This window comes from Streptomyces sp. NPDC001816 (assembly GCF_042892235.1).
Lineage (GTDB): Bacteria > Actinomycetota > Actinomycetes > Streptomycetales > Streptomycetaceae > Streptomyces.
Genome location: NZ_JBIATY010000018.1, coordinates 1 through 19,099, shown reverse-complemented (window position 1 = coordinate 19,099; position 19,099 = coordinate 1). Strand labels below are relative to the sequence as shown.

Sequence of the window (19,099 nt, the reverse complement as noted above, 5' to 3'; positions counted from 1 at the left end):
CTGGTCATGCCTAGCTTCGATCTAGCTAAGTGATATCACATTACGCTGGCAGGCAACCTTCGGCCAGTGATATCCGTCGGTTCCTTTGGGGCGGGTGCTGATTGTCACGTCCGTAAAAGAGCGGATCAGACGCCCTTTGTCATATAGACGGGTGTTAGCTTTCGGAGCTGACCCCGAGAGGAAGCGGAGCGTACAGAGCCATGGGACGAGCGGAAGAGAGACGAGCGCGGCAGCGCGGTCACCGCGCGGCGTCGCCCAAACGCCGCCGCTCCGCCCCCGCAGCCGGTGCCAAGCCCGCCAAGGGCCGAATACGCCGGCTGTTCACCTGGAAGAAGATGCTCGGCACCTTCCTGGGCCTGTGCCTGCTGGGCATCGGCGGCTTCATCGTGCTGTACCTGGTCGTGGACGTCCCGGAGGGCAACGCCGCCGCCAAGCAGGAGAGCAACATCTACAAGTACAGCGACGGCAAGGTCCTGGCCCGGGTGGGCGACGTGAACCGCGAGAGCGTGGACCTGGAGAAGGTGCCCAAGGAGGTCCAGCACACCTTCGTGGCGGCGGAGAACAAGTCCTTCTACCACGACTCCGGAATCGACTTTAAGGGCCTGGCCCGAGGCCTGTTCAACACGGTGACCGGCCGGGGCACCCAGGGCGGCTCGACGATCACCCAGCAGTACGTCAAGAACTACTACCTCAACCAGGACCAGACGGTCTCCCGCAAGCTCAGGGAGATGGTCATCTCCCTGAAGGTGGACCGCCGGCTGACCAAGGACGAGATCCTCGCGGGCTACATCAACACCAGCTACTACGGCCGCAACGCCTACGGCATCCAGGCCGCGGCACAGGCCTACTACGGCAAGGACGCGGCCGAACTGAGCGTCCAGGAGGGCGCCTACCTCGCCGCGCTGCTCCAGGCGCCGAGCCAGTACGACTGGGCTGCCGCGGGACCCGTGGGCAAGAAGCTGGTCCAGCAACGCTGGAACTACGTCTTGGACAACATGGTCAAGCAGCACTGGCTCGACCCCGCCAAGCGGCAGACGATGAACTTCAAGAAGGAAGCGATCCCCGACGACCCCAAGGGGACGCCCGGTGAAGAGGGCCAGAAGGGCTACCTGGTCCGGCTCGCCAACCAGCAGCTCGAACAGCAGCTCATGGACCAGCAGGGGCTGACGCAGGCCCAGGCGGAGAACGCGGTCGTGGACCGCGGCTGGACCATCACCCTGAACATCGACAAGAAGAAGCAGGCCGCGCTGGAGAAGGCGGTCAAGTCCCAGCTGACCAGCAAGCTGAACCCGAAGAAGCGCAAGGTCGACGGCAACATCCAGGCCGGCGCCGTCTCGGTGAACCCCAAGAACGGCAAGATCGTCGCCCTGTACGGCGGCCAGGACTACTTCAAGCACTACTTCAACAACGCGACGCGCCGCGACTACCAGCCCGCCTCGACGTTCAAGCCGGTCATCCTCGCCGCCGCGCTGGAGAACAACGCCACCACGCAGAGCGGCAAGCCGATCGCCGCGAACACCGTCTACGACGGCACCAGCGGCCGCCAGGTCGTCGACCACGGCAGCAAGGTCGGCTTCGGCCCGCCGAACGAGGACAAGGTCAACTACGGGCCCATCACCGTCCAGAAGGCGATGAACCAGTCCGTCAACTCCGTCTTCGCCCAGATGGGTGTCGATGTGGGCATGACCAAGGTGATGGACACGGCCAAGCAGCTCGGCATGGACACCGACGGCATGCAGGCGGTGCCCGCGCAGACGCTGGGCTCGATGGGGGCCAGCCCGCTGGAGATGGCCGGCATCTACGCCACGTTCGACAACCACGGCTACAAGGTGACGCCGGGCATCCTCAAGTCGGCGGTGCAGAAGGACCGTTCGGTCGACATCCCCAGCCCGCTCGGCAGCCAGGTCATCAGCCGCACGGCCGCCGACACGGTGACCTCCGTGCTGACCGGCGTGGTCGACGACGGTACGGCCAAGAGGAACGTGGCGAACAACCCGCTGCGCAACGGCCAGCAGGTGGCGGGCAAGACCGGAACCTCCGACGAGAACAAGTCCGCCTGGTTCACCGGCTACACGCCCGACCTGGTCACCTCCGTCGGCCTGTTCGGCGAGGACAACAAGACCAAGGCCCACGTGTCCATGATGGGCGCCACCGGCCTGCTCCTGCCCCCCGGCCGTGTCAACGGCGGCACCTATCCCGCGCAGATCTGGGCGGCGTACACCTTCGGCGTCACGGACCAGGCCAAGTTCGACCTGAACACCACCCAGGGCGCGGCCGTCCAGCCGACGGACACGCCGACGTACAGCCAGAGCCCGTCCCAGACCCCGTCGAACACCCCGAGCAGCGCTCCGCCGACGTCCACGACCCCGTCCACGACGCCGACGCGGACCCCGACCCAGACGCCGACCACCGGCGCCCCGACCACGGGGACCCCGACCACCGGGGCCCCGACCACCGGGACGCCGACGGGCGACGTCACGGAGGATCCGCTCGACGAAGGCAACGGCGGGCTCGGCCAGTAGGCCAAGGTCCGCGCATGGAAAGGGCGCCCGGGGACTCCCCGGGCGCCCTTCGCGTCGTACCGGACCGGCTCTCAGACCCGGTTCAGCTCGAACCAGACCACCTTGCCGGTGCTCAGCCGGGTCGCACCCCATCGCCGGGCCAGCCGGTTGACCAGGTACAGCCCGCGGCCGTTCTCGTCCGTGGCCCGGGCCTGGCGCAGCCGCGGCAGCTGGGGGACGTCGTCGCCGACCTCGCAGCGCAGCACGTCGGTGCGCAGCAGGCGGAGCGTGACCGGCCGGGAGGCGTAACGCACGGCGTTCGTGACCACCTCGCTGACCAGCAGCTCCACCGAGTCCGTCAGCTCCTCCAGGTCCCAGCGGGCCAGCGCGCGGCGGGCCAGCCGACGGGCCTGGCCGGGGGCCGTCTCCTCCGGATCCAGGGACCAGTACGCCACGTCGCTCGGCGCGATCCCGTCGAAGCGGGCCGCGAGCAGCGCGATGTCGTCGTCCCGGTCGCCCGGGCCGAGCATGTCCAGCACCTCGTCGCACAGGGCCTCAAGGGGCGGCGGATGGTCCGGTCCGGTCAACTGGGCGGTCGCGGCGAGCCGTTCGCGCAGTTGCTCTATGCCGGTCCACACGTCCCGCAGCCGGGACTCCACCAGGCCGTCGGTGTACAGCAGCAGCGTGGCCCCGGCCGGCGCGTCCAGCTCGACCGCCTCGAAGTCCACCCCGCCGACGCCGATCGGCGCGCCCGGCGGCACCCTGAGCACCTCCGCGCGGCCGCCCAGGTGGAGCAGAACGGGCGGCGGATGACCGGCGTTGGCGATGGTGATGCGGTGCGTGACCGGGTCGTAGACGGCGTACAGGCAGGTCGCCATGCGGTCCGTGCCCAGCCGCTGCGCCTGCTCGTCCAGGTGGTGCAGCACCTCCTGCGGGGGCAGGTCGAGCCCGGCCAGGGTCTGGGCCGTGGTGCGCAGCTGGCCCATGATCGCCGCCGAGGTCATGGAGTGGCCCATGACGTCACCGACCACCAGCGCGACCCGGCTGCCGGGCAGCGGGATCGCGTCGTACCAGTCGCCGCCCACCCGGGCGGTCTCCGCGGCCGGCAGATAGCGCGAGGCCAGCCGCACCCCGGTCGGGCGGGGCAGGGTCTCGGGCAGCATGGTGCGCTGCAGTTCGTCGGCGATGTAGGCCTCCCGGCCGTACAGCACCGCCTTGTCGATGCCGAGCGCGCTGTGCGTGGCGAGCTGGGCGGCCACCAGCAGGTCGTCCGCCTCGAACGCCGGCCGCTCCGGGCGGCGCAGGAACAGCGCCGCGCCGATCACCCGGCGCCGGCCGCGCAGCGGCGCGAGGATCGCGTGCTGGCCGCTCGGTACGACCGCCTCGCCGCCCTCGCCGAGCAGCTCGGGCAGCGCGGCCCGGGCGGCGGGCGCGTCGGCGAACACCGGACGCACCCCGCGCAGCACCTCGTTCAGGGCGCCGCCCGGGCGCACCTCGCACAGCTCGCTCGTCAGCGACGACAGTTCGGAGAGCGCCGACGACTCGGGCTCCGGCTCCGGGAACGGCGGGAGCAGCAGGCCCTCGGTGTCCCGTTCGTCCGGTATCCGGTCGGTACGGCGCAGCCGCAGCACCACCGGGCCGGTGGGCCGCTCGTCACCGACCGGCAGCGGGTCCCGCAGATAGACCAGGATCGCGTCCGAGAAGGTCGGCACGGTGGCGCGGCACAGCCCCATCACGATCTCGTCCAGATCGATGCCACGGGCGATCCGCCGGGTCGCCGCGCCCACGAACCTGAGCCGGTCCCCGTCGCGCCGCATCGGCATCGGCCGCCCCGGCGGCAGCCCCCGCCCGGTACGGCGATCCTGGCCGCCCGGCGCCCGCTCCTCCTCGGCGCCCGGCTGCGGCGGAATGGCTTCCGGCGCGGGGCGCGGGCGGTGGGTGTCCGGTTCCGCGGTGGCGGGCTGGGAGTGCTCCGGGCCGTTGACTGGGGGCTCCTTCCCCTTGTTCCCCTTGCCGCAGGGCGCGGTCGTCCCCGGGCCGGAGGGCGGTCCGTCCGCCCGGGCCTGTGCCGGTAAGGCCGAGGTGCCGTGCGGCTTCGGGGTACGCAAGAGCGCCCCGCGGGCCTCCGCGGGGTCGGCGCCCGGCTGCGGGCGCTCGTAGGAGGTGGGGTGCTCCGTCACGCGTGTCGAATCCATCCGTCCGGGGCTGCGCGCCGGGCGCGCAGATGGTCCCGCCGAAGTGCCGATACCCGGAATACGTGCCCCAGGAACGGAATTCCGGCGTGGTCAGAGGTCGTTCCTGTGCCGTCGGCGAACCCGCCCGGGCCAGGGCAGGCCCCGGCGGTGTTGCCCTCGTACCCCTTGCTCACGTCCTGCCGCCCCTCGGTGACGTTTGGTCAGGCCCGGTGCACGCTCCGGTAGTTACTGTCGCGCCCCCTTGCGGAGGACGATCCTACGGTTGTGGACCGGGGGCGCATCAAGGGTCTCATGAGGACACGTGCGCGGGCGTACGGTCCCAGTCCTCGGGGAGTGACGGTACCGCCCAGGAGGGGTCCGGGCGCCAGTGCTGCCAGCCGTCCGGGAACGGCGGGGCCCAGGCGCCGATGGCCTCCACCGCGGCCCGGCCGGCCGCCCGTACCCGCTCGGCGGTCGCCTCGTCCATCAGCCCGTCCCGCTGGGCCTGCGCGAACTCGTCCTCGTCGCGCCAGTGCCAACTGCGGTCCGGGTGCACCGAGATGTCCAGGAAGTAGTCCACGGAGTCCACACCGCCCGCCCAACGGGCCAGCGGCTGCTCCAGGTTGACGTACCAGTTCTTGAAGCGCCAGCCCGGTTCCCAGAACAGCCACACCGACCACGGCTCGCCGGGCCGGGCCAGCTTCAGCACGCCCGTGCCGAACCACCGGTCCCGCTGCACCGAACGCGGCTTGGTGTAGCGGGTCTCCAGCGGCTCCTGATGGACGGGCGTGCCGTCGGCCAGTACCGGCTTGACGCACTCGGTGCCGGGCGCCAGCCACACCGCGAGCAGCTCCTCGTCGTCCCGGGCGACGGTGACGGGCCGCGCGATGTGGAAGCGCTCACCGGCGTTCTCCCGGTACCGCCACAGGATCTGGGTCCCGGGGGTCCAGTACGTCGCAGGCCCTGCCGCCACTCGCCTCACCGCTCCGTCGTCCGTCATGCACAGATATTAGGTGCCGCAGGCATACGACGCTGCGGCGGGCGTCACGGTTCAACGGGCCGGCACCACTTGTTACGGGTGCGTCATCCGCAGGACATCCAGTGCCTCGTCCAGCTGCTCCAGGGTGAGGTCGCCGCGCTCCACGTAACCGCTCTCCAGCACGACCTCGCGGATGGTCTTCCGCTCGGCCAGGGACTTCTTGGCGACCTTCGCGGCCTCCTCGTAGCCGATGTACTTGTTCAGCGGGGTCACCACGGAGGGCGACGACTCGGCGTACTCGCGGGCCCGTTCGCGGTCGGCGACGATGCCGTCGACGGTGCGGTCGGCCAGCAGCCGCGAGACATTGGCGAGCAGTCGCACGGATTCGAGGACGTTCTTCGCGATGACCGGGAGCATGACGTTCAGCTCGAAGTTCCCGGAGGCGCCGGCGGTGGCGATGGTCGCGTCGTTGCCGATCACCTGGGCCGCGACCATGAGCACGGCCTCCGGGATCACCGGGTTGACCTTGCCGGGCATGATCGAGGAGCCCGGCTGCAGGTCGGGCAGCCGGATCTCGGCGAGCCCGGTGCGCGGCCCCGATGCCATCCACCGCAGATCGTTGGCGATCTTCGTCAGCCCGACCGCGATGGTGCGCAGCTGCCCGCTGGTCTCCACGATCCCGTCCCGGGCACCCTGTGCCTCGAAGTGGTCCCGGGCCTCGGTGAGCGGCAGCCCGGTGGCCCGCGCGACCTCCCTGATCACCGCGGCGGAGAACCCGGGCGGCGTGTTGATCCCGGTCCCGACGGCCGTGCCGCCCAGCGGCAGTTCGGCCAGCCGGGGCAGCGAGGCGCGCAGCCGCTCGACGCCGTACCGCACCTGGGCCGCGTACCCGCCGAACTCCTGCCCCAGCGTCACCGGCGTCGCGTCCATCAGATGCGTCCGCCCGGACTTCACGACGTCCGCGAACTCCTCGGACTTGCGGGTCAGGGCGTCGGCGAGGTGCTCCAGCGCCGGGATCAGGTCGTGGGTGACGGCGCCGGTGGCGGCGATGTGGAGGGACGACGGGAACACGTCGTTGGACGACTGCGAGGCGTTGACGTGGTCGTTCGGGTGCACGTCCCGGCCGAGCCGCTCGGTGGCGAGGGTGGCGATCACCTCGTTGGTGTTCATGTTGGACGAGGTCCCGGACCCGGTCTGGAACACGTCGACGGGAAAGTGCTCGTCCCACTTCCCGCCGGCGACCTCGGCGGCCGCCTCCTGGATCGCCTCCGCGACGTCCTTGTCCAGCACCCCCAGCTCGGCGTTCACCTGCGCCGCAGCCGCCTTGATGCGGGCCAGCGCCTCGATGTGCGCCCGCTCGATCCGCTGCCCGGAGACGGGGAAGTTCTCGACGGCACGCTGGGTCTGCGCCCGCCACTTGGCGTGGGCGGGGACCCGGACCTCACCCATGGAGTCGTGCTCGATGCGGTATTCGCTCATGCCGGTGTCAGCGATCGGGGCACGGCGGTTGTTCCGGACCGTGGGCCGCACGGGGCTGGGGTGAGCGCCGCCTGCTGCATTGGCACCACCGACGTCACCGGGTCGGGGGACAGCTCCACCGGCTGCCGGGCCGGACATCACGGATAAATGTGACTATCACTCCAAGGTGACAGGGCGACTCCCCGCCGTCACCACGGCTTGCAGGAGGACCGATCGATGAACCTCACTCCGAAGCGCCTGCTCGGCGCCACCGCGGCGGTGTCCATAGGCGCGACGGCCCTGCTGGGTGCGGGCGCCGGCACCGCCGACGCCCGAGGCAGGGCCTACTGCGACCGCGCCGAACGGCCCGTCTGGAGCGGTGATCCCAGCCGCAACGTGACCGGCCACGGCTGCAGCATGCCGTCCAACGGGCGCCGCTGGTACACCGTCGAGATCGACACCCTCGTACAGCCCCACCACGAGACGGACTATCGGAACGGACCGGTCGACCGGACCGAGACGCTGCACGACAGAACCATCAGGTGCATGGGCTACACCACCAGAGGCGACACGGTGAACTGGTTCGGCTGCGTACCCCACTGACACAGGGGGCCGAGGCCGGTCCGGCCTCGGCCCGCCGATCAGGCCAGCCCCGGCCCCCGCACCGGAATCGAGGTGAACGTCGGCTGGGGCGCCGGGTCCTGGAAGAAGTCGTTGCCCTTGTCGTCCACGACGATGAACGCCGGGAAGTCCTCGACCTCGATCTTCCAGACGGCCTCCATGCCCAGCTCCTCGTACTCGAGGACCTCGACCTTCTTGATGCAGTCCTGGGCGAGCCGGGCGGCCGGGCCGCCGATCGAGCCGAGGTAGAAGCCGCCGTGCGTGCCACAGGCGTCGGTGACCTGCTTGCTGCGGTTGCCCTTGGCGAGCATCACCTTGGAGCCGCCCGCCGCCTGGAACTGCTCGACGTAGGAGTCCATACGGCCGGCCGTGGTCGGGCCGAAGGAACCGGACGCGTAACCCTCGGGGGTCTTGGCCGGGCCCGCGTAGTAGACCGGGTGGTCCTTCAGGTACTGCGGCATCTCCTCGCCCGCGTCCAGGCGCTCCTTGATCTTGGCGTGCGCGATGTCGCGGGCCACGACCAGCGGGCCGGTGAGGGAGAGGCGGGTCTTGACCGGGTACTTGGTCAGCTCGGCGAGGATCGTGTCCATCGGCTGGTTGAGGTCGATCTTCACGACGTCGGAGGACTCGTCGAGGTGCTCCTCGGTCGTCTCCGGCAGGAAGCGCGCCGGGTCCGTCTCCAGCTGCTCCAGGAACACGCCCTCGGCGGTGATCTTCGCGACGGCCTGGCGGTCGGCCGAGCAGGAGACGGCGATCGCGACCGGGCAGGAGGCGCCGTGGCGGGGCAGGCGGACCACCCGGACGTCGTGGCAGAAGTACTTGCCGCCGAACTGCGCGCCGATGCCGATCTTCTGCGTCAGCTCGAAGACCTTCTGCTCCAGCTCCTTGTCCCGGAAGCCGTGGCCCAGCTCCGAGCCCTCGGCCGGGATCTCGTCCAGGTAGTGCGCGGAGGCGTACTTCGCGGTCTTCAGCGCGTACTCGGCGCTCGTACCGCCGACGACGATCGCCAGGTGGTACGGCGGGCAGGCGGCCGTACCGAGCGAACGGATCTTCTCCTCCAGGAACTTCATCATGGAGGCCTCGTTCAGGACGGCCTTCGTCTCCTGGTACAGGAAGGACTTGTTGGCCGAGCCGCCGCCCTTCGCCATGAACAGGAACTTGTAGGCGCCGCCGTCGGTCGCGTACAGCTCGATCTGGGCCGGCAGGTTGGAGCCGGTGTTCTTCTCCTCCCACATGGTGAGCGGAGCCATCTGCGAGTAGCGCAGGTTCAGCTTGGTGTAGGCGTCGTAGATGCCGTGCGACAGGTGCTTCTCGTCCGCACCTTCGGTGAGGACGTTCTGGCCGCGCTTGCCCATGACGATCGCCGTGCCGGTGTCCTGGCACATCGGCAGTACGCCCGCCGCCGCGATGTTCGCGTTCTTCAGCAGGTCGAGCGCGACGAACTTGTCGTTGCTCGACGCCTCCGGGTCGTCGATGATGCGGCGCAGCTGCGCCAGGTGGGCCGGGCGCAGGTAGTGCTGGATGTCGTGGACGGCCTCCTCGGCCAGCTTGCGCAGCGCCTCCGGCTCCACCTTGAGGAACGTCCGCCCGTCCGGTCCCTCGACGGTGGACACGCCCTCCGAGGTCACCAGCCGGTACGGGGTGGTGTCCTCGCCCTGGGGGAGCAGATCGGTGTACGCGAACTCAGGCATCTCAGCCCATTCCTCACTCTGACGGACGGCTGCCCGCCGACGCTGGCGGGCCTCCCCAGCGTAGAACCTGCCACCGACACGGAACCTGTGAGGTAAGGCTCAGTTCCGGGACACGCGAGTCGTCTCGGTCCCCTAGTCGCGATCTATCGCGTTTCGGTACGCTGCTGTCGTGGACCTTCAGAAGCACGCCCAGCCCCAGGACAGCGCGCCGCTCGCGTCCGAACTGCGCGCCTCCGACGCCGACCGTGACCGTGTCGCCGACATCCTCCGCGAGGCCCTGGCCGAGGGCCGGCTGACCGCGGACGAGCACGCCGAGCGAGTGGACGGGGTGCTGCACGCCAAGACGGTCGGCGAGCTGGAGGTCTTCATCCGCGACCTCCCGGCCGCCCACCAGCAGCCCGCGCCCCCGGCGTACACGCCCGTCCCGCCGCGCCCCGCACCGGGCGCGGTACCCGCCGAGGCCGACGCCAACGTGGTGGCCGTCTTCAGCAGTGCGGTGCGCCGGGGCCGCTGGCGCGCGGGCCGCCGGCTGCACGCGTACTCGGTCTTCGGCTCGGTCGAGATCGACCTGAGCGAGGCGATCTTCGAGTACCAGCAGGTCGTGATCAAGGCCGTCTCGGTCTTCGGCGACATCCAGATCCGCGTCCCCGAGAACGTCTCGCTGCGCGGCACGGGCGGCGGTGTACTGGGCAACTTCGAGGTGGACACCCTGGATTCGGTCGACTCCGGCGCGCCCGTGGTCTACGTCGACGGGTGGGCCGTGCTCGGCAACGTCGAGGCGCGGCCCAAGCGCGGCCGGCGCGTGGCGGACATCCTCGACCGGGTCCAGGACAAGGTCGACGGGAAGCTGCGCAAACACCTGGACCGTTGACGGTCGCGAATCCGCCGGTGACCAGAGGGGCGCGGAACTGCCGCTGAGGTGCCCGGGGGCGTGAACAAGCCGCCGTGCGCCTGCGGTTGGAAACGCTGTGCATAGGCTCGCGCACAGCGGGTAGGCCTTGCTGCATCGTCGCTCACTCGCGAAGCCGTCGTCAGGAGTAGACCGTGCTGCAACCGCCGCATTCGTCCTTGCAGGTCGCTGCCGTTCCGGCCCAGCGGGTGCCCGTGCGCGACCGGGACCAAGACGCACCCTGGCACACCGAGGCGGTGTGCCGGCGGGACGAGGCCGGTCTCTTCTTCGCCCCGTCCAAGGAGCCGACGGCCGCCCGACTGTCCCGCGAGGAGGCGGCCAAGCGCGTCTGCGCGCGCTGTCCGGTCATGGTCGAGTGCCGCGAACACGCCCTCCTCCAGCCCGAACCGTACGGCGTCTGGGGCGGCCTGACGGCAGCGGAACGCCGAGTGGTCCTGGCCAGGCGGCGCAGGCGCGAGGTGGAACTGAAGAAGGCGGCACGCGCGACGGCGAACCGCATAGCGGGCTAGGTCCTGTCGTCAAACTCCCGTCGTCCGCCCGAAGGGCGGGCCGCGCGGCGTCAGGTGCGTGCTCTGGGGGTACCCCCTGCTCGCAGAGCTTGGGGGAGTGCCGGGCCCTGACCCTCGTACTGGATGTACTTGGGTCGGGGCCCGGTGCGGCGAGTGGGGGTCCCCCCTGCTCGAAGAGCTTGGGGGAGCGTGCATGGCGTCGCGCGGCAGACGGGAGTTTGACGACAGGGCCTAGGTCCGACAGAGCCCAGGCATGAGCAAGGGCGCCCTCTCCGCACCGAGGGCGCCCAAGGCTTTGCCTGCTGCTGCAGGCTTCGGGTGCTACTTCGCCCGGTCGAAGTCGATCGCGCTGTAGGCACGCAGCTTGCTCAGCCGGTGCTCGGAGTCGATCCGCCGCACGGTCCCGGACTTCGACCGCATCACGATCGAGTCGGTGGTGGCGGTCTCGGACCGGTAGCGAACCCCGCGCAGCAGCTCACCGTCGGTGATGCCGGTGGCGACGAAGAAGACGTTCTCCCCCTGCACCAGGTCCTCGGTGGTCAGCACCCGGTCCAGATCGTGCCCGGCGTCGATCGCCCGCGCCCGCTCCTCGTCGTCCTTGGGCCACAGCTTGCCCTGGATCGTGCCGCCCAGGCACTTCACGGCACAGGCCGAGATGATGCCCTCCGGCGTGCCGCCGATGCCGAGCAGCAGGTCGACGCCGGTGCCCTCGCGCAACGCGTAGATCGAACCGGCCACATCGCCGTCGGAGATCAGCTTGATGCGCGCGCCGGCCTCCCGGACCTCCTTGATGATGCCCTCGTGCCGCGGCCGGTCCAGGATGACGACGGTGACGTCCTCGGGCGTGGACCGCTTCGCCTTGGCGATCCGGCGGATGTTCACGGCCACGGGCGCGTCGATGTCGACGAAGTCGGCGGCCTCGGGGCCCGTGACCAGCTTGTCCATGTAGAAGACGGCGGACGGGTCGAACATGGCACCGCGCTCGGTGGCCGCGAGGACGGCGATCGCGTTCGGCATGCCCTTCGCCGTCAGCGTGGTGCCGTCGATCGGGTCGACGGCGATGTCGACCTCGGGCCCGGTGCCGTCGCCGACGCGTTCGCCGTTGAAGAGCATCGGGGCTTCGTCCTTCTCGCCCTCACCGATGACGACGATGCCGTTCATCGACACGGTGGAGACGAGGGTTCGCATGGCGCGCACCGCGGCGCCGTCGGCGCCGTTCTTGTCGCCGCGTCCGACCCAGCGGCCCGCGGCCATCGCCGCGGCCTCGGTCACCCGGACGAGTTCCAGGGCGAGGTTGCGGTCGGGGGCTTCGGAGGGAACGTCCAGCTCGGACGGCAGATGATGATTCTCGGTCATCGGAGCGCACCTTTCTGATACGACGACGGCCGGATGAGGGTGTGCCTCCGACTCTATCGTTAGGTAGACAAAATGAGCAGGGGACCCCACGGATGAGCGCTCCGGGCACCTGCGACGATAGGGGGCGTGGCAGGTTCGAACGGCAAGCAGAAGACGGCCCGGGACATGATTCTCTCCCTGGGCCTCATCGGGATCGCGGCGGCGGTCATCTACCTCTTCGTCCCGCACGACGATCACGCGCCCGAGCTGAAGCGGGTCGACTACCGGGTCGAGCTGCTCACGGCGCGCCGCGCGGCGAGCTACCCGGTGGCCGCGCCGGAAGGGCTGCCGGGAACCTGGAAGGCGACCTCGGTGCGCTACCAGGGCGAGGAGTCCGACCGCTGGCACCTCGGCTTCCAGACCCCCGACGGGCAGTACGTGCAGGTCGAGCAGTCCGCCCAGAAGAAGCGTGCCGATTTCATCGACCAGGCAGGCCAGGGCGCCAAGGCGACCAAGCGGACCGAGAAGATCGGCGACCGCACCTGGACCCGCTACACCGGCGGCCGCTACGACGCCCTGGTCCTGGAAGGCACCCCCGGCTCCACGACGGTGGTCGCCGGTACGGCCTCCTTCGACCAGCTGACGAAGATGGCGGCGGCGCTGAAGATGCAGTGAGCGTGTCCGCGCGGAAGGTGCGGTGAGCGCGCCCGTGAGCGCACACGCAGGAGGCCCCCAGCGACGCTGCTGGGGGCCTCCTGCCGTACTGGGGCGACTCAGACGGTCGTGACGACGTCCTCGTACGCCAGGCGCGGCGAGCGCGGGAACCAGGCGTCCGGGCCCGGGCGGCCGATGTTGACGACCATCAGCGGGGTGTGGTCGTCGTCCAGGAACTCCTTGCGGACGCCCTCGAAGTCGAGGCCGGTCATCGGGCCGGCGGCGAGACCGGCGGCGCGGACGCCGATGATGAAGTACGCGGCCTGCAGGGAGGCGTTCAGCGCGGCGGCGCCCTCACGGGCGGGGCGCTCGCTGAAGAACACGTCCTTGGCCTGCGGGAAGTGCGGGAAGAGGGCCGGCAGCTCCTCGTGGAACTCGTTGTCCGCGGAGAGGATCGCGACCAGCGGGGCGGTGGCGGTCTTGGCCTGGTTGCCCTCGGCCATGTGCTGCACCAGGCGCTCGCGGGCTTCGGCGGAGCGGACCAGGGTGATGCGCAGCGGGCTCTGGTTGAAGGCGGTGGGGCCGTACTTGACCAGGTCGTAGATCGCCTGGACCTGCTCCTCGGTCACCGGCTCGTTGGTGAAGGTGTTCGCGGTACGGGCCTCGCGGAACAGCAGGTCCTGGGCGGTGGGGTCAAGAACGAGAGACATGCGTGACTTCCTCAGGTGCGCGTCCGGTCCGGGGGTGTGACCGGCTGACGAACCCGACCTTACGCAAGCGAAGTTCAACGTTCAACAAAAAGCGAGGTGTGGTGACCCGCTTCACAGCACCCCGCTCTTGCCTACTCGCCCTCTTCCTGGGCCTCTTCCTCGGCGAGCGCCGCGTCCAGCCGGGCCCGTGCGCCCTCCAGCCAGCGCCGGCACACCTTGGCCAGCTCCTCGCCGCGCTCCCACAGCGCCAGGGACTCCTCCAGCGTCGTGCCGCCCGCCTCCAGCCGCCGCACGACCTCGATCAACTCGTCCCGCGCCTGCTCGTACGAGAGCGCCTCATCCACCTTGCCGGTCATCTACCCATCCCCAGACATCAGACATCAACACGTACCGTGAACTCACCCTCGGCGACCCGCGCCCGCAGCGCCTCGCCCTCCGCGACCTCCTCCGGGTCGCGCACCACATGACCGTCGGCCTTCTGCAGCACCGCGTAGCCGCGCTTGAGGGTCGCGGCGGGGGAGAGAGCCACCACGCGCGCGCGCGTGTGCGTCAGCTCCGAGTCGGCGCGGTCCAGGAGGTGGCCGAGGGTGCGCCGGCCGCGGTCCAGCAAGGAGGCCACGTGGTCGGCGCGCTCGTCGATCATCCGGTGCGGATCCTCCATCGAGGGCCGCGCCAGGGCGTGCGCCAGGCCCCGCTGCTCCCGCTCCACCAACGCCTCCACGCACCGCCGGGCCCGGTCCCGCAGCATCCGCACCCGCTCGAACTCCTCACCGACGTCCGGTACGACCTTCTTGGCCGCGTCGGTCGGCGTGGAGGCGCGCAGGTCGGCGACGTGGTCGAGCAGCGGGTTGTCCGGCTCGTGCCCGATGGCCGACACGACGGGCGTACGGCACTGAGCCACCGCCCGTACGAGCTGCTCGTCGGAGAACGGCAGCAGGTCCTCCACGCTCCCGCCGCCCCGCGCGACGATGATCACGTCCACGTCCTCGATCGCGTCCAGCTCCTTCACGGCCTGCACGACCTGCGGGACGGCGTGCACGCCCTGCACGGGAACGTTGCGCACCTCGAAGCGGACGGCGGGCCAGCGATGGCGGGCGTTCTCCAGCACGTCCCGCTCCGCGGCGGAGGCGCGGCCGCAGACCAGCCCGATCAGCTGAGGCAGAAACGGCAGCGGCTTCTTCCGCTCCGGCGCGAACAGCCCCTCGGCCGCGAGCGTCTTCTTCAGCTGCTCAAGGCGGGCCAGCAATTCACCGACGCCCACGGGCCTTATCTCGGCGGCCCGCAGCGAGAGCTGCCCGCGCGGTGCGTACCACTCCGGCTTTGCCAGGACGACCACGCGGGCGCCCTCGCCGACGACGTCTGCGACCGCGTCGAACACCTGCCGGTAGCAGGTCACGCTCACCGAGATGTCGTGCGACGGATCCCGCAAGGTCAGGAACACGACCCCGGCACCCGGCCGCCGCGACAACTGCGTGATCTGCCCCTCGACCCACACGGCCCCGAGCCGCTCGATCCACCCCCCGATCAGCCGCGAGACCTCACCGACGGGGAGCGGCGCTTCGGGCGACGTGTTCACAGCCATGCGGCGAGCGTAGTGGCCGGTACTGACATACGGCCGTGCCGGTGTCGGACATGGGGACCGGTTTCCCCTGAAGGGGACGGGCACGCGATCCCGGGCCCGCCGGACGCACCCTTACGATGGGTCCCATGACCGCTTCGCCTGGCCGCCGTGTCCTGCTCGCCGCCCCCCGGGGCTACTGCGCCGGTGTGGACCGTGCCGTGATCGCCGTCGAGAAGGCCCTGGAACAGTACGGGGCCCCGATCTACGTCCGGCACGAGATCGTCCACAACAAGTACGTCGTGCAGACCCTGGAGAAGAAGGGCGCCATCTTCGTCGAGCGGACGGAGGAGGTGCCGCCGGGCAACATCGTGATGTTCTCGGCGCACGGCGTCGCCCCGGTCGTGCACGAGGAAGCCAGAAAGGGCCGCCTCGCCACCATCGACGCGACCTGCCCGCTGGTCACCAAGGTCCACAAGGAAGCCCTCCGCTATGCGGACGAGGACTACGACATCCTCCTGATCGGCCACGAGGGCCACGAAGAGGTCATCGGCACCTCCGGCGAGGCCCCCGACCACATCCAGCTGGTCGACGGCCCCGAGGACGTCGCCAAGGTCACGGTCCGCGACGAGTCGAAGGTCGTCTGGCTGTCCCAGACCACCCTCTCCGTGGACGAGACCATGGAGACCGTCGACGCCCTGAAGACGAAGTTCCCGGGGCTCGTCTCCCCGCCCAGCGACGACATCTGCTACGCCACCCAGAACCGCCAGCTCGCCGTGAAGCAGATGGGCGCCGAGGCCGAGCTGGTCATCGTGGTCGGCTCACGCAACTCCTCCAACTCCAAGCGGCTCGTCGAGGTCGCCAAGCTCGCCGGCTCCCGCGAGGCCTACCTGGTGGACTTCGCCAGCGAGATCGACGAGACCTGGCTGGAGGGCGTCACCACGGTCGGCGTCACCTCCGGCGCCTCCGTCCCGGAGGTCCTGGTCGAGGAGGTCCTCGAGTGGCTCGCCGAGCGGGGCTACGGCGACGTCGAGATCGTCAAGGCGGCCGAGGAGTCGATCACCTTCTCGCTGCCCAAGGAACTCCGCCGTGAGCTGCGCGACGAGGCGGCCGCCCTGGTCGCCGAGCGCGGCGGATCGGGTACGTCGGACGCGTGACCGTCCGTCCGTCCGGGGCGTGACTGTCAGTCGTCCGACGTAACGTGGAGCCATGCAGATCTTCGGCGTGGACATCGGCGGATCCGGGATCAAGGGCGCTCCCGTGGACCTGGACAAGGGCGACCTGGCTCAGGAGCGGTGCAAGGTGCTCACCCCGCACCCGGCGACGCCCGAGGGCGTGGCCGACGGGGTGAAGCAGGTCGTCGACCACTTCGGCTGGACGGGCCCGGTGGGCCTGACCTTCCCCGGAGTGGTCACCGGCGGCGCCACGGTCCGTACGGCGGCCAACGTCGACAAGAGCTGGATCGACACGGACGCGCGCGCCCTGTTCAGCGACCGGCTGGGCGGCCTGCCGGTGACCGTGGTCAACGACGCGGACGCGGCGGGCGTCGCCGAGATGCAGTTCGGCGCCGGCCAGGGCCGCAAGGGCACCGTCATCCTGCTCACCTTCGGCACCGGCATCGGCAGCGCCGTCTTCATGGACGGCACCCTCGTGCCCAATACCGAACTGGGCCACCTGGAGCTGAACGGCCACGACGCCGAGACGCGAGCCTCCAGCAAGGCCAAGGAGGACGGCGAGCTGAGCTGGGAGCGCTGGGCCCGCCGCGTGCAGAAGTACCTCGCGCACGTCGAGATGCTCTTCTCGCCCGAGCTGTTCATCCTCGGCGGCGGGGTGAGCCGCAAGGCGGACAGATTCCTGCACCTCATCGACGGCGTCCAGGCCGAGATCGTGCCCGCCCAGCTGCAGAACAACGCGGGGATCGTCGGAGCGGCGATGCGCGCGGCGCACGACCACGCGGGATAGCGGAGCGGTGCTCAGGTGCGGCGCCTGCGGGCCCGCACCCACAGCACCCGGCGCACGAGCACGATCACTCCCGAGATCAGCGTCCCCCCGTAGAGCCAGCCCGCCTGCGTGGCGAGCCCGGTGACCAGACCCACCAGCCGGCCGAGCAGACCCCCGCCGCCGTCGACGGCGGGGAAGAGCCCCACCGCGAAGGCGATCGGTACGACGACGGGCGCGGTGAGCACATCACTGCCCCGCACCCACAGGGCGGTCAGCACGCACACCGGCAGGAACAGCACCCCGTACAGCGTCAGCGACGAACCGAACAGCAGCTGGTCCAGTAAGCCGAGCAGGAACATCACGACCGTGCAGAACAACCCCCCGCCGAGCCCGGTGAGCCGGAGGCCCGGCACCGGACCGGGGGGCACCGGACGGGCGGTCCGTACCGGCCGCGCCCCCCGCTGCGCACCCGGCGCGGGCCTGCGCTCACCGGCCGGCCGCCGTGCCTGCGGCGGCAGCGGCGGGCGGGGCGTGCCGCGGCGTGGTCCGTCGTTCGGGGGTCGCGTCCTGTGATACTCCACTGGACCAACCTAGGTCGGTTTATGTGCCGAATCGCCCCTCAGACACGCCGATGAGGAGAGCTTGGCCAGGCGTTCGACGCTCCCGTGAGCCCATGGCGGACGACGCCGTAGACTGGTGGATCGGTCAGTGTCTCTGGCCCCTGGCAGCCCCTGGCCCCTCTCATCTACGGGAAGTCGCAACGTGTCGCTCACGATCGGAATCGTCGGCCTGCCGAATGTCGGCAAGTCGACCCTGTTCAACGCCCTGACCAAGAACGACGTGCTGGCGGCCAACTACCCGTTCGCCACGATCGAGCCGAACGTCGGCGTGGTCGGCGTCCCCGACCCCCGCCTCGCCCAGCTGGCGTCGGTCTTCGGCTCCGAGCGCCTCCTTCCGGCCACGGTCGACTTCGTCGACATCGCCGGCATCGTGCGCGGCGCCTCCGAGGGCGAGGGCCTGGGCAACAAGTTCCTCGCGAACATCCGCGAGTCCGACGCGATCTGCCAGGTCATCCGCGCCTTCAAGGACGAGAACGTCGTACACGTCGACGGCAAGGTCTCGCCGAAGGACGACATCGAGACGATCAACACCGAGCTGATCCTCGCCGACCTCCAGACCATCGAGAAGGTCCTGCCGCGCCTGCAGAAGGAGTCGCGGATCAAGAAGGACATCGCGCCCAAGGTCAAGGCCGTCGAGGAGGCCAAGGAGATCCTGGAGAAGGGCGACACGCTCTTCGCGCACGGCATCGTCCAGGGCACCGAGCGCAACGAACTCCTCCACGACCTGCACCTGCTCACGACGAAGCCCTTCCTCTACGTCTTCAACGTCGACGAGGACGAGCTGGTCGACGAGGACTTCAAGAACGAGCAGCGCGCCCTGGTCGCCCCGGCCGAGGCGATCTTCCTGAACGCCAAGCTGGAGGCCGACCTCGCCGAGCTGGACGAGGAGGAGGCCCTTGAGCTGCTGGAGTCCGTCGGCCAGCACGAGCCGGGCCTGGCCACCCTCGCCCGCGTCGGCTTCGACACCCTCGGCCTGCAGACCTACCTGACGGCCGGCCCCAAGGAGTCCCGCGCCTGGACGATCAAGAAGGGCGCCACGGCCCCCGAGGCGGCCGGTGTGATCCACACCGACTTCCAGAAGGGCTTCATCAAGGCCGAGGTCATCTCCTTCGCCGACCTGCTCGAAGCGGGCTCGGTCGCCGAGGCCCGCGCCAAGGGCAAGGCCCGCATGGAGGGCAAGGAGTATGTGATGCAGGACGGGGACGTGGTGGAGTTCCGCTTCAACGTGTAACAAGCGCGCAGGTCAGAAGGGGCCGGCTCCCGGGGGGCCGGCCCCTTCGTCAGTGCCGACGGGCTTGGTGGGTAGGCCCCAGGACCAAAGTTGACACGGGGTTCCCCCGATCCGTAATGTTCTCCGGGTTGTCCGACGTGAGCGCCGACTCCGGTCGGTCCCCGGACAGCCATTCCGCAAGTATCTGCCAGCAATCGGCGACCCGTC

The 19,099-nt window shown here is 70.2% G+C and carries 17 protein-coding genes; 8 read left to right on the top strand and 9 right to left on the bottom strand.

Annotated features, from left to right (window positions below; translation table 11 throughout):
• The first annotated feature begins 200 nt into the window (after positions 1-200).
• On the top strand, positions 201-2,522 hold the full coding sequence (locus ACFYZZ_RS41600) for a transglycosylase domain-containing protein (protein ID WP_389188122.1): 2,322 nt from the start codon (positions 201-203) through the stop codon (positions 2,520-2,522).
• Between the two features lie 71 nt (positions 2,523-2,593).
• Here the strand turns inward: ACFYZZ_RS41600 and ACFYZZ_RS41595 are convergent, their stop codons facing one another.
• The 3 genes from ACFYZZ_RS41595 to ACFYZZ_RS41585 all read right to left on the bottom strand — a co-directional run bounded on the left by ACFYZZ_RS41595 (position 2,594) and on the right by ACFYZZ_RS41585 (position 7,133).
• Positions 2,594-4,696: a SpoIIE family protein phosphatase gene (locus ACFYZZ_RS41595; RefSeq protein ID WP_389188119.1), complete on the bottom strand. Its 2,103-nt coding sequence runs from the start codon at positions 4,694-4,696 to the stop codon at positions 2,594-2,596.
• A gap of 289 nt (positions 4,697-4,985) precedes the next feature.
• Positions 4,986-5,675 (bottom strand): DUF402 domain-containing protein, encoded by a 690-nt coding sequence (locus ACFYZZ_RS41590; protein ID WP_389188116.1) that lies wholly within the window; start codon positions 5,673-5,675, stop codon positions 4,986-4,988.
• A gap of 72 nt (positions 5,676-5,747) precedes the next feature.
• On the bottom strand, positions 5,748-7,133 hold the full coding sequence (locus ACFYZZ_RS41585; RefSeq protein ID WP_389188113.1) for a class II fumarate hydratase: 1,386 nt from the start codon (positions 7,131-7,133) through the stop codon (positions 5,748-5,750).
• Between the two features lie 216 nt (positions 7,134-7,349).
• On the opposite strand from ACFYZZ_RS41585, the gene ACFYZZ_RS41580 reads away from it, so the two are divergent.
• Entirely contained in the window at positions 7,350-7,715 is a 366-nt protein-coding gene (locus tag ACFYZZ_RS41580) for a hypothetical protein (protein ID WP_389188110.1), read from the top strand.
• A 38-nt stretch (positions 7,716-7,753) separates the two neighbouring features.
• On the opposite strand, the gene ACFYZZ_RS41575 is transcribed toward ACFYZZ_RS41580, so the two are convergent.
• A complete protein-coding gene (locus ACFYZZ_RS41575; protein ID WP_389188106.1) occupies positions 7,754-9,424 on the bottom strand; it encodes a fumarate hydratase in 1,671 nt (556 codons plus the stop codon).
• Between the two features lie 169 nt (positions 9,425-9,593).
• Between ACFYZZ_RS41575 and ACFYZZ_RS41570 the strand changes: the two genes are divergently transcribed.
• Both ACFYZZ_RS41570 and ACFYZZ_RS41565 read left to right on the top strand, forming a co-directional pair.
• Positions 9,594-10,295, top strand: a complete 702-nt coding sequence (locus ACFYZZ_RS41570) for a DUF1707 domain-containing protein (RefSeq protein WP_389188103.1) — start codon at positions 9,594-9,596, stop codon at positions 10,293-10,295.
• Positions 10,296-10,468: 173 nt separating this feature from the next.
• Complete coding sequence (locus ACFYZZ_RS41565; protein WP_079057750.1) at positions 10,469-10,843, top strand: WhiB family transcriptional regulator; 375 nt, start codon at positions 10,469-10,471, stop codon at positions 10,841-10,843.
• A 321-nt stretch (positions 10,844-11,164) separates the two neighbouring features.
• On the opposite strand, the gene glpX is transcribed toward ACFYZZ_RS41565, so the two are convergent.
• Positions 11,165-12,199: a class II fructose-bisphosphatase gene (glpX, locus tag ACFYZZ_RS41560; protein WP_389188099.1), complete on the bottom strand. Its 1,035-nt coding sequence runs from the start codon at positions 12,197-12,199 to the stop codon at positions 11,165-11,167.
• Between the two features lie 126 nt (positions 12,200-12,325).
• On the opposite strand from glpX, the gene ACFYZZ_RS41555 reads away from it, so the two are divergent.
• A complete protein-coding gene (locus tag ACFYZZ_RS41555; protein ID WP_389188096.1) occupies positions 12,326-12,853 on the top strand; it encodes a DUF4245 domain-containing protein in 528 nt (175 codons plus the stop codon).
• A 98-nt stretch (positions 12,854-12,951) separates the two neighbouring features.
• Here the strand turns inward: ACFYZZ_RS41555 and ACFYZZ_RS41550 are convergent, their stop codons facing one another.
• The 3 genes from ACFYZZ_RS41550 to xseA form a co-directional block, all read right to left on the bottom strand.
• Entirely contained in the window at positions 12,952-13,542 is a 591-nt protein-coding gene (locus ACFYZZ_RS41550; protein WP_389188093.1) for a malonic semialdehyde reductase, read from the bottom strand.
• 131 nt (positions 13,543-13,673) lie between these two features.
• Positions 13,674-13,898, bottom strand: coding sequence for an exodeoxyribonuclease VII small subunit (locus ACFYZZ_RS41545; protein ID WP_389188090.1), 225 nt, complete (start codon positions 13,896-13,898; stop codon positions 13,674-13,676).
• Positions 13,899-13,915: 17 nt separating this feature from the next.
• Positions 13,916-15,124 (bottom strand): exodeoxyribonuclease VII large subunit, encoded by a 1,209-nt coding sequence (gene xseA / locus ACFYZZ_RS41540; protein WP_389188087.1) that lies wholly within the window; start codon positions 15,122-15,124, stop codon positions 13,916-13,918.
• Positions 15,125-15,240: 116 nt separating this feature from the next.
• Between xseA and ACFYZZ_RS41535 the strand changes: the two genes are divergently transcribed.
• Both ACFYZZ_RS41535 and ppgK read left to right on the top strand, forming a co-directional pair.
• Positions 15,241-16,257 (top strand): 4-hydroxy-3-methylbut-2-enyl diphosphate reductase, encoded by a 1,017-nt coding sequence (locus tag ACFYZZ_RS41535; RefSeq protein WP_389188084.1) that lies wholly within the window; start codon positions 15,241-15,243, stop codon positions 16,255-16,257.
• A gap of 52 nt (positions 16,258-16,309) precedes the next feature.
• Positions 16,310-17,062: a polyphosphate--glucose phosphotransferase gene (gene ppgK, locus ACFYZZ_RS41530; protein ID WP_389188081.1), complete on the top strand. Its 753-nt coding sequence runs from the start codon at positions 16,310-16,312 to the stop codon at positions 17,060-17,062.
• Between the two features lie 11 nt (positions 17,063-17,073).
• Here ppgK and ACFYZZ_RS41525 read toward each other — a convergent pair whose 3' ends face one another.
• Positions 17,074-17,469: a DUF6542 domain-containing protein gene (locus ACFYZZ_RS41525; RefSeq protein WP_389188078.1), complete on the bottom strand. Its 396-nt coding sequence runs from the start codon at positions 17,467-17,469 to the stop codon at positions 17,074-17,076.
• A gap of 334 nt (positions 17,470-17,803) precedes the next feature.
• On the opposite strand from ACFYZZ_RS41525, the gene ychF reads away from it, so the two are divergent.
• Positions 17,804-18,892 carry a redox-regulated ATPase YchF gene (ychF, locus tag ACFYZZ_RS41520; protein ID WP_389188075.1) on the top strand — a complete coding sequence of 363 codons (1,089 nt, stop codon included), beginning with the start codon at positions 17,804-17,806 and terminating at the stop codon, positions 18,890-18,892.
• The last annotated feature ends 207 nt before the right edge of the window (positions 18,893-19,099 follow it).